11 protein-coding genes are annotated in these 12,230 nt (G+C 66.6%); 8 read left to right on the top strand and 3 right to left on the bottom strand.

Annotated features, from left to right (window positions below):
• Positions 1 to 107: 107 nt before the first annotated feature.
• A complete protein-coding gene (mqo, locus tag G7A98_RS00735) occupies positions 108 to 1,637 on the bottom strand; it encodes a malate dehydrogenase (quinone) (RefSeq protein WP_163647568.1) in 1,530 nt (509 codons plus the stop codon).
• 217 nt (positions 1,638 to 1,854) lie between these two features.
• Positions 1,855 to 2,508 (bottom strand): HAD family hydrolase, encoded by a 654-nt coding sequence (locus tag G7A98_RS00730; protein ID WP_163647567.1) that lies wholly within the window; start codon positions 2,506 to 2,508, stop codon positions 1,855 to 1,857.
• Between the two features lie 174 nt (positions 2,509 to 2,682).
• Between G7A98_RS00730 and G7A98_RS00725 the strand changes: the two genes are divergently transcribed.
• A complete protein-coding gene (locus G7A98_RS00725) occupies positions 2,683 to 3,174 on the top strand; it encodes an RNA pyrophosphohydrolase (protein ID WP_205596179.1) in 492 nt (163 codons plus the stop codon).
• Between the two features lie 39 nt (positions 3,175 to 3,213).
• Positions 3,214 to 5,487, top strand: a complete 2,274-nt coding sequence (gene ptsP / locus G7A98_RS00720; protein WP_163647565.1) for a phosphoenolpyruvate--protein phosphotransferase — start codon at positions 3,214 to 3,216, stop codon at positions 5,485 to 5,487.
• Positions 5,488 to 5,502: 15 nt separating this feature from the next.
• Here the strand turns inward: ptsP and G7A98_RS00715 are convergent, their stop codons facing one another.
• Positions 5,503 to 6,297: an NRDE family protein gene (locus tag G7A98_RS00715; RefSeq protein ID WP_163647564.1), complete on the bottom strand. Its 795-nt coding sequence runs from the start codon at positions 6,295 to 6,297 to the stop codon at positions 5,503 to 5,505.
• A gap of 85 nt (positions 6,298 to 6,382) precedes the next feature.
• On the opposite strand from G7A98_RS00715, the gene G7A98_RS00710 reads away from it, so the two are divergent.
• The 6 genes from G7A98_RS00710 (at position 6,383) to G7A98_RS00685 (ending at position 12,048) form a co-directional block, all read left to right on the top strand.
• Positions 6,383 to 7,366 carry a response regulator gene (locus G7A98_RS00710; protein ID WP_163647563.1) on the top strand — a complete coding sequence of 328 codons (984 nt, stop codon included), beginning with the start codon at positions 6,383 to 6,385 and terminating at the stop codon, positions 7,364 to 7,366.
• Between the two features lie 31 nt (positions 7,367 to 7,397).
• Positions 7,398 to 8,198, top strand: a complete 801-nt coding sequence (gene lgt, locus G7A98_RS00705; RefSeq protein ID WP_163647562.1) for a prolipoprotein diacylglyceryl transferase — start codon at positions 7,398 to 7,400, stop codon at positions 8,196 to 8,198.
• A gap of 42 nt (positions 8,199 to 8,240) precedes the next feature.
• Positions 8,241 to 9,035, top strand: a complete 795-nt coding sequence (locus G7A98_RS00700) for a thymidylate synthase (protein ID WP_163647561.1) — start codon at positions 8,241 to 8,243, stop codon at positions 9,033 to 9,035.
• A complete protein-coding gene (locus tag G7A98_RS00695; protein ID WP_163647560.1) occupies positions 9,032 to 9,589 on the top strand; it encodes a dihydrofolate reductase in 558 nt (185 codons plus the stop codon). Before G7A98_RS00700 ends, G7A98_RS00695 begins: the two co-directional genes overlap by 4 nt.
• Positions 9,590 to 10,006: 417 nt before the next feature.
• Positions 10,007 to 10,432, top strand: a complete 426-nt coding sequence (locus tag G7A98_RS00690) for a ProQ/FINO family protein (RefSeq protein ID WP_163647559.1) — start codon at positions 10,007 to 10,009, stop codon at positions 10,430 to 10,432.
• Positions 10,433 to 10,887: 455 nt separating this feature from the next.
• The gene (locus G7A98_RS00685) at positions 10,888 to 12,048 is read left to right on the top strand and encodes a porin (protein WP_163647558.1); all 1,161 of its coding nucleotides are present in this window, start codon (positions 10,888 to 10,890) and stop codon (positions 12,046 to 12,048) included.
• Positions 12,049 to 12,230 lie beyond the last annotated feature (182 nt).

Genomic DNA, 12,230 nt, shown 5'->3' with positions numbered 1-12,230 from the left:
GTAAGGCCAAGCGGCGGCCACATGACAGACCGCCCCGGCGCGAACGTCGAGGCGGTCAGTCTAACAGGTGGCGGAAGCCCCGAAAGCCTCCCGCCGGGCAGCGCGGGTCAGCAGGCCGGCTCGGCTTTGGCGGGCTCGGCGGCGGTCGTGCGGTGCCTGTGCAGCCCCAGGGCTTCTTCACTGGCGGCACGGGTGCGGCGCAGCAGGGCGGCATCGCCGGCCAGGGCATCGGCCCGGGCGGGGACCAGCTGCTGGAGCCGTGCCCGCCACTCGGGCGAGGCGAAACGCTCGGGGAAGCAGCGTTCGATCAGCTCCAGCATGATCGAGGTGGCGGTCGAGGCGCCGGGGGAGGCGCCCAGCAGCGCGGCCATCGAGCCGTCGCCGGCGGTGACGATCTCGGTACCGAACTGCAGGATCCCGCCCTTCTCCGGGTCCTTCTTGATGATCTGCACGCGCTGGCCCGCCACTTCCAGGCGCCAGTCGCCGGGCTCGGCGGACGGATAGAAGGCGCGCAGCTCCTCGACCCGCTCCTCGTGGGACAGCCGTACCTGGTCGATAAGGTACTTGACCAGGCTGACATTGTGGCGGGCCACCGACAGCATGGGGCTGAGGTTGGAGGTGCTGACCGACTTGACCAGATCGAAGATCGAGCCGTTCTTGAGGAACTTGGTGGTGAAGCCGGCGAAGGGGCCGAACAGCAGCGAGGGCTTGCCGTTGACGTGGCGCCGGTCCAGGTGCGGGACCGACATGGGCGGGGCACCGATGGCGGCCTTGCTGTAGACCTTGGCCTGATGGCGCGAGACGACCTCCGGGTCGTCGCAGCGCAGCCATTGCCCGCTCACCGGGAAACCGGCATAGCCGTGCCCTTCGGGGATGCCGCTCTTCTGCAGCAGGCGCAGCGAGGCGCCGCCGGCGCCGAGGAACACGAAGCGCGAGCGCAGCCGGCGGCGGTCGCCGTTGTCGAGGTGGATCGTCAGGGTCCAGGTGCCGTCGGCGTTGCGCTCGAGGTCCTTGACCTTCTGGCCGGTGCTGACACGCACGTGCTCGTTGTCCACGGCGTGCAGGCGGGCCAGCAGCTGGTCGGTCAAGGCGCCGAAGTTGACGTCGGTGCCGCCTTCGGCCCAGGTGGCCGCCACCGGCTCCGCCGGGTCGCGGTCGGCCATCAGCAGCGGCGCCCATTCGGCGATGGTGCGGGCGTCCTGGGTGAAGTGCATGCCCTCGAAGCAGTGGTGCTGGCTCAGCGTCTCGTGGCGGGTCCGCAGGAAACGCACGTTGTCCTCGCCGCGCACGAAGCTCATGTGGGGGACGGGGGTCAGGAAGCCGGCAGGGTCACCGAGGTTGCCCCGCGAGGCGAGGTAGCTCCAGAACTGCTTGGACTCCTCGAAGAGGGTGTTGATGCGAATGGCCTTGGCGATGTCGACGCCGCCATCGGCGGTCTCGGGCGTGTAGTTGAGTTCGCAGAGACCGGCGTGGCCGGTGCCGGCGTTGTTCCAGGCGAACGAACTCTCGCTGGCCGTGGAGTCGAGTCGCTCGATGATCTCGATGCGGGCGTCGGGCTCCAGCTCGTGAAGGAGTGTCGCCAGCGTCGCGCTCATGACACCGGCCCCTACCAGTACGCAATCAACCGTCTCGTCCATAGTGGATATCAGCCCTTTGGCGATTCAGATGACGGGATTATATCATATTGCAATGCAAAAACGACCGGCGCAGAAGGGATGTATTATGCTGGGAAGTTTTTCCATAAGGGAAAGCTTTGTTCGGGATGAGTGAAGAAGCCTTCCCTGTCAGATGCTTATATTTAGTCTGCGAATATTTTGCGTAGGGGCGGGCACCGGCTCGCCGAAAAATGTTCACTCATCGCAGGCTGATGATCCGCCAGCCCCGCTCCCGGGCGATCTCGGCGAGGGCGGCATCGGGGTCGACGGCGACGGGGTGGTCGACGCGTTCCAGCAGCGGGATGTCATTGTGCGAGTCGCTATAGAACCAGGCGTCGTCCAGGGTGACATCGCGGGTGGCCAGCCACTGCTCGAGCCGGGTGATCTTGCCCTCGCGGAAGCTGGGTACGCCGCTCACGCGGCCGGTATAGCGGCCGCCGGCGGTTTCCGGCTCGACGGCGATCAGCTCGTCGACGCCCAGGCGGCGGGCGATGGGGCCGGTGATGAAGCGGTTGGTGGCGGTGATGATCAGCAGGGTGTCGCCCCGTGCGCGGTGGCGGGCCAGCAGTTCCTCGCCCCGGGGCAGGATGTGCGGCTCGATCTTGCTGGCCATGAACTGCTGGTGCCAGGCGGCCAGCTGCTCCGGGCTGTGCTCGGCCAGGGGCTTGAGCGCCAGGGCCAGGTAGGCGTGGATGTCCAGGGTGCCTTCCTGATAGGCCGCCAGGAAGCGTTCGTTGGCCTCGCGGTAGCTGATCGGGTCCACGGCGCCCTGTTCCACCAGGAACTCGCCCCAGGCATGGTCGCTGTCGATGCCCAGCAGCGTATTGTCGAGATCGAAGATGGCCAGGCTCAATGCGCTCTCCTCAGGTCTGGTTGGTCGCTCATCGGGCGGGTGGCGAAAAGGCGGCGGCGATTATTGCAGAACTCCGACAGGCTTGCACATCGCGGCGCCGCCAAGCGTGTATTGATGCGCTTTCAGCGTTTGTGGAAGAATGGCAGCAATACTGGATTTCATAAGGTGAAGCCCGTGATCGACGCTGACGGCTTCCGCCCCAATGTTGGCATCATCATCGCCAACCCGGAGGGCCAGCTGCTGTGGGCGCGTCGGGTGGGGCAGAACGCATGGCAATTCCCTCAGGGGGGCATCAAGGCCTACGAGACACCGCAGCAGGCGCTCTATCGCGAGCTGGAAGAGGAAATCGGCCTCACGCCCGATGACGTCGAGGTGCTGGCCTGTACCCGAGGGTGGTTGCGCTATCGTCTACCCCGACGCATGGTCCGTACCCAATCGCGTCCGGTGTGCATCGGTCAGAAGCAGAAGTGGTTTCTGCTCAAGATCCGCTGTCAGGACAACCGCATCTGCATGGATACCACGGCCAAGCCGGAGTTCGATGGCTGGCGCTGGGTCAGCTACTGGTATCCGCTGGGGCAGGTCGTGCCCTTCAAGCGCGAGGTCTATCGGCGCGCGCTGCGCGAACTCGCGCCCCGGGTGCAGCGCCTGGCCCGGGGGGGCGGCTGACATGCGGCCGCTGTCACACCGACAACAAGAAGAATGCTCATGCTCGATGTACTACGTCGTATCGTCCAGGAGGTAAACGGCGCGCGCAGCCTGGATGCCGCGTTGGCCACCATGGTCCGGCGGATCCGCAAGGCCATGCATACCGACGTGTGCTCCATCTACCTCTTCGACGCCGCTCAGGACCGCCTGGTCCTGATGAATACCATCGGCCTGCGCAGTCAGGCCGTTGGGCATGTCAGCCTGCGCCTGGGAGAGGGCCTGGTGGGCCTGGTCGGCCAGCGCGAGGAACCGCTCAACCTCGAGGACGCCCCGTCCCATCCCGGTTTCCGCTATTTCGAGGAAACCGGCGAGGAGCGCTTTTCCAGCTTTCTGGGGGTGCCGGTCATCCACCAGCGCCGGACGCTGGGCGTGCTGGTGGTGCAGCAGCAGGAAAAGCGTCGTTACGACGAGGGCGACGAGGCCTTTCTGGTGACCATGGCGGCCCAGCTGGCCGGGGTGCTGGCGCATGCCCTGGCGACCGGCACGCTCAACCGGCCGACCCGCACTCCCGGCATGGCGACCTTCACCGGCGTGGCGGCCTCGCCCGGCATGGTGATCGGCGAGGCGCGGGTGATCGCGCCGCCGGCCGACCTGGACAGCGTGCCGGACCTGGTACCCACCGACATCGAGTACGAGATCCGCCGCCTGGGCGAGGCCATCGAGCGGGTGCGTGGCGAGATTCGCGCGGCCGGGGCGCGCCTGTCGAGCCGCATCCCCAGCCAGGAGCTGGCGCTGTTCGATGTCTACGAGCAGATGCTGGCGGATGCCGCCCTCGGCCAGGAGGTCGAGAAGCGCATCCGTGAAGGGCAGTGGGCGCCGGGGGCGCTGGCCGACGTGGTGCGCCGGCACGCCCAGTATCTCGAGCGGGTCGACGACGACTACCTGCGCGAGCGCGCGGCCGACGTGCGCGATCTGGGGCGGCGGGTGCTGGCTCACCTGCAGCAGGAAGCCAGCGACGGGCCCGGCGAATACCCCGAGCAGTGCATCCTGGTCGGTGACGAACTGAGCGTGACCATGCTCGGCGAGGTTCCCCGCGAGCGCCTGGCCGGGCTGGTGTCGCTGAAGGGCTCGAGCACCTCGCACGTGGCGATTCTGGCCCGGGCCATGGGCATCCCCACGGTGCTGGGCATGGTCGACCTGCCGCTGCCCAGGCTCAACGGGGCGCCGGTGATCCTCGACGGGCATCGCGGACGGCTGTTCGTGCGCCCCGAGGAGGACCTGGTCGGCCACTATCGCAAGCTGATCGACGAGGAGCGGGCGCTGGCCGAGGTGCTCGAGCACGAGCAGCACCTGCCGAGCGTCACGCCGGACGGGCACGCCATGCCGCTGATGGTCAATACCGGACTGGCGGTCGACGCGGTGGCGTCGCTCAAGCCGCGCATCGCCGGAGTCGGACTGTATCGGACCGAAGTCCCCTTCATGATCACCGAACGCTTCCCCGGCGAGCAGGAGCAGTCGCGGCTCTACCGCGACCAGCTCGAGGGCTTCGCGCCGCTGCCGGTGGTGATGCGCACCCTGGACATCGGGGGTGACAAGGACCTGCCGTACTTCCCCATCCACGAGGCCAACCCCTTCCTCGGCTGGCGGGGCATCCGGGTGACGCTCGACCATCCCGAGGTGCTGATGGTGCAGCTGCGCGCCATGCTGCGCGCGTCTGTCGGGCTGGACAACCTGCGCATCATGCTGCCGATGATCACCAATGTCGATGAGGTCGACACGGCCCTGCGGCTGCTCGAGCGAGCCCACAAGGAGCTCAGTGAAGAGGGGCTGTCGATCCGGCGCCCCGAGGTCGGGGTGATGATCGAGGTGCCGGCGACGCTCTACCAGCTGAGCGCGCTGGCCGAGCGGGTCGATTTCTTCTCGGTGGGCAGCAACGACCTGACCCAGTATCTGCTGGCGGTGGACCGCAACAACCCGCGGGTGGCGGAGCTCTACGATGCCTGCCATCCCGCGGTGCTCTCGGCGCTGGCGCAGCTGGCGGCGGAATCCCGGCGCCTGGCCATGCCGGCCACCGTGTGCGGCGAGCTGGCCGGCGACCCCTGCGGGGCGCTGCTGCTGACCGGCATGGGCTTCGTCGGGCTGTCGATGAACGCGCCCAGCCTGCCCCGGGTGCGGGCGGCCATCCGGCGGGTGTCGCTGTCCGATGCCCAGGCGCTGGTCGACGAGACCCTGGGCCTGCCCACCGCCAGGGCGGTACGCGCCCACCTGGTCGAGCGTTTCGCCCAGTGGCAGTTGACGCACCTGCTGCCGCCGCGCGACGAACAAGAACGCTGAGCCGACGTGCCGGGGTTACCGGGCGCGGTGCAGTCGCTCGGTGGGCAGGTGCTCGGTGTGGGTGTCTTCCTCTCGCCCCAGGGGGCCGAAACGACGCTCGACCAGCGTCAGCTCGCCCGTGGCGCGCCATTCCACCAGCGTCGTGGCGCGCGTGCCGTAATCGCGGCCGAGGATGAAGGGCGCCGACAGCCAGCGTTCCCGCTCCAGCCCCACGCCGGTGTCCGGCAGTTCGGCGTCCGGTGCCTGGCGGGTATCGGCCATCAATGCCCAGGCCCGGTGTTGAAACGTCTCCCACGGGGCGTCGTGCAGGGCGCTCACTCCGTGCCGCACGCGGCACAGCTTGGGCCAGGGGGTGTCGAGACTGGCGTTGGAGACGCCGTGCACGCCGGGCGCCACGCGCTGCAGGCGCGTTTCGTGACGGCCGTGGTGCACATGCCAGAGCGTCTCGCCGTCGCTGACCAGCAGGTTGAAGCCGGCGTAGGCCCCGGCCTCGTGATCGGCCAGGCGTGACAGCCAGGCCGGCAGGGACGGGCTTTCCAGTGCCTCCCGCACCAGATGTCCGCGGCTGGGGGCATTCGGCGGCGGGGAAAACCCCGGATCCCGGACATTGGTCAAGGCCGCCAGACGCCCGCCGACCCGAGCCGCCAGCCAGGTACCGCCGGCTTCCAGGTCACGGCCGCCGACGATGTCCGGGGCGTCCTTCCACGGGGCGAGCGGCGCGCTGGGGCGGTCGTGACGCTCGTCGCGGTTGGCCGCCAGGCGCAGTGGCACGGGCGCGTGCGGGCGCCAGTCGAGAACGATCAGGCACATGGCATCTCTCGTTGAATGGCCGGGGCCATGACAGGCCGGTGACCGGCGATGTAAACTCGCTCCATTGTCGACGGCAGGGACGCGGATGCAAGACCTCGAGGCGGAGCGCAGACACCAGCGAGGCCCCGGTCGTCGCCCCTTGTGGCTGGGGGCGGCGTGGGCTGTGCTGTGCCTGCTGGGGGCGCTGGGCGTGGCGCGCTTCCTGCCGGTATCGACGCTCTGGGTCGCCATCGTCGGCGGATGGGTCTGGCTGGTGGGCGGCCTGTTGCTGATGCTGGGCTTCTGCGGGCTGCCGCGTGAGCACTGCCGGGTCGTGATGGGACGGCGATTGCGACGCCTGGCCGACGTGCTCGAGAGGGCGGAGCGTCCCTCGGGCCTGGCGTCCGAAAAGCCGGGCGGGGCGCCGGCCGATGCGACTCGGCCGCGTGGCGGTGTTGCGCATCGCCGAATGCTGCAACAGTGCGTCCGGGAGCGGGATCGGGCCCGCGAAGAGGCGGAACTGCTGATGCGTTACCTGCGTCAGGTGCGTCGCGAGCTGGAAGCGCTGGAAGGGTGGTCGCCGGAGGTGGAAGCCGGGGCGGAGCGTCGCCTCGCGGACGTGCTGGCGTTGCTGCGGCAGTTCGATGGGCCGGACGGCCCGCGCGAACTGGCCCGCACGGATGGCGAGCCGCCGCGGGTGCTGATCGTCGACGACGGTCCCGTGAATGCGGCGCTGGCCCGGCGCGTGCTGGGCGCGGAAGGCTTGCAGGTCGATATCACCGCCGATGGCGAGGCGGCCCTGGCCCTGATGCAGCAGCACGATTACGCCCTGGTATTCATGGACATCTTCATGCCCACGCTCGACGGGGTGGAGACCAGCCGCCGCTGGCGCGCGCTGGAGCGCGAACGCCGGGCGGTGCCGAGCATCCTGATCGCGCTGACGGCCAATGCCAGCGAGGCGGATCGCCAACGCTTCTTCGCCGCCGGCATGGATGATTACCTCGCCAAGCCCTATCGTCCCCAGGCGCTGGTCGATCGCGTGCACCGTTGGCTGCCCGGCCGGCTGCTGCGGGATCCCGGGGCGCCGTGACCCCTTTCTTTCCTCTTGTTCAGGAATCATCATGCTCGAGTATCCGCAAATCGATCCCATTGCCGTTGCCCTGGGGCCGCTGAAGATCCACTGGTACGGGCTGATGTACGTGGTGGGGTTCGTGGGGGCCTGGTGGCTGGGGCGCCGGCGTGCCGCCCGGATCGGACTCACCGCCGATGACATCGGCGACCTGCTGTTCTACGGGGCGCTGGGGGTGGTGCTGGGCGGGCGCCTGGGCTATGTGCTGTTCTATGGCTTCGAGCGGCTGGCCAGCGACCCGCTGTGGCTCTTCCAGGTCTGGGATGGCGGCATGAGCTTCCACGGCGGGCTGGTCGGGGTGCTGATCGCCGCGGCGCTGTTCGCGCGCAAGCATCGTCTGGCCTTCTTCCAGCTCACCGACTTCATCGCGCCGCTGGTGCCGATCGGCCTGGGGGCCGGGCGCATCGGCAACTTCATCAACGCCGAGCTGCCGGGGCGGGTCAGCGACGTGCCCTGGGCGATGGTGTTTCCCGGCGGTACCCAGCCGCGTCATCCCTCGTCGCTCTACGAGTTCGCGCTGGAAGGCGTCGTGCTGTTCACCGTGCTGTGGCTGGTGTCGCGCCGGCCGCGTCGGCGGGGTATGATATCCGGCCTTTTTCTGCTGCTCTATGCCCTGTTCCGCTTCGGTGTGGAGTTCGTGCGCCAGCCGGATCCGCAGCTCGGCTTCATCGCCTTCGGCTGGCTGACCATGGGGCAGCTGCTGACCGTGCCCATGGCGCTGGCCGGGCTCGCGCTGATGCTGTGGTCACGTCGCCAGCCGGTGGACGGGGCCGCGACCCCGCAGCCGGCCTGAGCGCCGCGTCATGCCGACATTCGTTTTTCCCGGTGAGTATTCATGCAGCCCTATCTTGACCTGATGCGCCGCGTGCTGGACGACGGCGTGAAGAAAGACGACCGCACCGGCACCGGTACCCTCAGCGTGTTCGGTCATCAGATGCGCTTCGACCTGGCCGACGGCTTCCCGCTGGTGACCACCAAGAAGCTGCATCTGCGCTCGATCATTCACGAGCTGCTGTGGTTCCTGCGCGGTGACACCAATATCGCCTACCTCAAGGAGCACGGGGTGCGTATCTGGGACGAGTGGGCCGACGAGAACGGCGAGCTGGGGCCGGTCTACGGCTATCAGTGGCGCAGCTGGCCGCGACCCGACGGCGGTCACGTCGACCAGATCGCCAACGTGGTCGAGCAGATTCGTCGCCATCCCGACTCGCGGCGACTGATCGTCTCGGCCTGGAATCCGGCGCAGGTCGACGACATGCAGCTGCCGCCATGCCACGCCCTGTTCCAGTTCTATGTCGCCGAGGGGCGGCTGTCCTGCCAGCTCTACCAGCGCAGTGCCGACATCTTCCTCGGCGTGCCGTTCAACATCGCCAGCTACGCGTTGCTCACGCACATGGTGGCGCAGGTCTGCGGGCTGGCGCCGGGCGAGTTCATCCATACCCTGGGCGATGCCCACCTCTACCTGAATCATCTCGACCAGGCCCGCGAGCAGCTGACCCGCGAGCCCCGCCCGTTGCCGGGGCTGGTGCTCGACCCGACGGTCGATGATCTGTTCGCCTTCCGCTTCGAGCACATCGCCATCGAAGGGTATGACCCGCATCCCCATATCAAGGCACCGGTGGCCGTATGAACGAAACGCAACCCCTGGACGACCGGCACGCGACGCTGGTGCCGGTCGCCATGATCGCCGCCGTGTCACGCAACGGCGTGATCGGTGTGGACAACCAGCTGCCCTGGTACCTGCCGGAAGACCTCAAGTTCTTCAAGCGCATGACCCAGGGCAAGCCGCTGGTGATGGGGCGCAAGACCCACCAGTCGATCGGTCGTGCGCTGCCGGGCCGGCTCAATATCGTCGTTACCCGCGATCCCGATTTCCGGGCCGAGGGCGTGCGGGTCTGTCACGACCTGGCCGAGGCGTTGGCGCTGGCGGACGATCAGGCGATCATCGATGGTGTCGAGGAGATCATGGTCATGGGCGGCGGGGAAATCTATGCTCAGGCCATGCCGTGGGCGTCGAGCCTCTACCTCACCGAGGTCGACGTCGAGCTGGCCGGCGATACCCGCTTTCCAGCGATCGACCGCGACGTCTGGGAAGAGGTCCAGCGCGTTACCGGGGAGCGCAGCGGGCAAGAGGGCAAACCCGGCTATGCCTTCGTGGCCTATCGGCGCCGGACGGCGCCGTGACCCAAGGCGCGTTCAGTTGTCAAAGCGTGCCGGCGTGACACAGACTGTACCCATGGAAAGGGAAGGTTCATCGCAGGCTGAGGGAGTCCTCTTGCAACCGACGGAGGTTATGCCTTGTTGACGGAACGCGCGTCAGCGCTATTCGAGACCCTGGAGCGTCAGGCCCGTGAAGGCGTGGACGAAATAGCCAGCCTGCGTGAGCGTTTGCAGCATCTCGAGGCCGAAAATGCCAGCCTGCGCGAGGCGCTGTCGCACCTCGTGAAATCGGACGCCGTGACGCCTCGCTCTGCCAGCGAACGGGGGTACCCGCTGCCGCGTCGGCCTATGCCGTCCGGCGAACCAGCCGCCGAGCCTGCCCCTGCCGCTATGGCGATGCCCGGTCCGGCACCCTCGGACGTGCCCCCGGATTCAACGACGGTGTCTGCCGAAACCGGAGACGGTGACGAGCCGCCATCGCCCCAGGCCCTGCTGGATAGCTGGTACCGGCGTTACACCAGCACCTTCTTCAAGGGCCACACCCGCCCGTTGAAGGTGGGCATCCACGAGGACCTGCTTGCGCTTGAGCCCTGGCCCGAGAAGCTCGTACGCCGGGCGCTCGCCTGTTACGTGCATCTGCCGCGCTATCTCAAGGCCGTGCGTGCCGGTGCCGAGCGGGTCGATCTCGAGGGCCAGCCGGCCGGCGTGGTGGACGACGAGGAAGCCCGTCACGCACGCAAGAAGCTCGAGGCCCTGCAGGCCAAGCAGCGCGCGCGAGACGCCGGCACCTCGGAGCGTGAAAGCCGCAAGAACGTGCGACTCGATCGCAAGTTGAGCGACCTGCTCGCCAAGCACGGCCGTCACTGACCCATCGACTCCTGTCTTGCCTGTCTCCGGAGCGCCATTGCGTTTGGCGCTGCGGGGTTCTTCACCGCGTTACGTTGGCCAGCCGTTGGTTGCGACGCGCGAATGGCTTGATTAGTGCCCTTGCAATGACACCCAGGGCTGATCATCATGAACGCCGTTCGCGATCGTCACGCTTTCGTCACATGGTGGCAGTAGGGTGCGTCGTGACACGGTATCGCGGCGTTGCGGTGCCAGTGTGCCGAGGTGAGCCGAAAGAGGGCCCCGCTGAGGCGGCAGGATTAAAAACAGTGTTTTTTTCTTGTTGCGTTCGGGAAAGTCCCGGTATATGGTTCTCCTGCGAGCATTGGATAATAACAAGGCTTCGCTGAGGCAAGCGCCTTTTCAGGCCGCGCCCGGCAAGCCAGTTGCATTTGCAAACAACGATCGAACAGTAAGCTAGTTAAGGAACTATCGCGATGAAAAAGACGCTCTTAGCGACTGCTATTGCCGGTGCCCTGGGCGCCTCCGCCGCTGCACAGGCTGCCACCGTCTACAACGAAGACGGCACGCAGTTCGACATCTATGGCAACATCCAGCTTGCCTATGCCGATCAGGAAACCTACGGCGGCGGTGATGTTGATAGCGAAGATCAGCTGCTCGACAACGGCTCGACCATCGGCTTCAAGGGTCAGCACATCATCAACCCGGGCCTGATCGGCTACTTCAAGGCCGAGTTCGAGCACGACGCCGACGAAGAGAAGGTCAACGGCGGCATCAATGATGGTGACCAGGCTTACCTGGGCCTGACAGGCAACTTCGGTGACTTGCGTGTCGGTTCCTGGGACCCGATCATCGATGACTGGGTCCAGGATCCGGTCTCCAACGTCGAGTACGCGGACGTTACCGATTCCACTTCCGATCTGGGCCGTCTCTACGGTGATGATTTCGGCGTAGGCGCCGATACCGACCGCGAGGGTGACAAGGTTCAATATATGTCTCCGTCGTTGGGTGGTCTGCAGGTCGTCGTCGGCACCCAGTACAAGGGTGATGCGGAAGGCGAGTACGAAGCAACAGGTTACAAGAACCAAGGTTCCAATGCCTCGCTGTTCGGCGGTCTCAAGTACGCCGTTGGCGCCTTCTCCGTCGCGGCTATCTACGACGACCTGAACAACTACGAACTCGACTCCACCACCGGTGGCGACGACATCAAGGCTGACGCCTACGGCCTGGGCGCTCAGTACGTCATCGGCACGCTGCGGGTGGCGGCAAAAGCCGAGCGTACCAAGCTCGATTACCTCGGCGAAGATGGCAACATCGACCGTTACGCCCTGGGTGCGCGCTATGGCTACGCGCTATCCGACAACTTCGCCGGCGATGTGTACGGTGCTTACCAGTACGTCGACGCCGACAAGGAAGTGGCCGCAGTTACCAACCCGATGGCGTACACCAACGCTGATGGCGGCCACAACGTGACCCAGTCCGGCGACTACAACGGTGATGATTCGTTCAACGAATTCATGGTCGGTGCCACGTACAACATCTCTCCGGCCATGTACACCTTCGTCGAATACGTCAGCTACGATCGTGAAGACGACCTGGGCGACGCGGTCTCCTTCGGTGCTCTCTACAGCTTCTAAGCTGTCGACCGACACACGAGGCATTGCCTAATGAAGCCGGCCCATTTGGGCCGGCTTTCTGTCTATTTGTGTCTTTGTCTTGATCGCCCGAGACTCGTTCTGCCTTCTGCCTTCTGCCTTCTGCCTTCTGCCTTCTGCCTTCTGCCTTCTGCCTTCTGCCTTCTGCCTTCTGCCTTCTGCCT

This window comes from Modicisalibacter sp. 'Wilcox' (assembly GCF_010993675.1).
GTDB classification, from domain to species: Bacteria; Pseudomonadota; Gammaproteobacteria; order Pseudomonadales; family Halomonadaceae; genus Modicisalibacter; species Modicisalibacter tunisiensis.
This window is presented reverse-complemented; position numbering and strand designations above follow the sequence as displayed.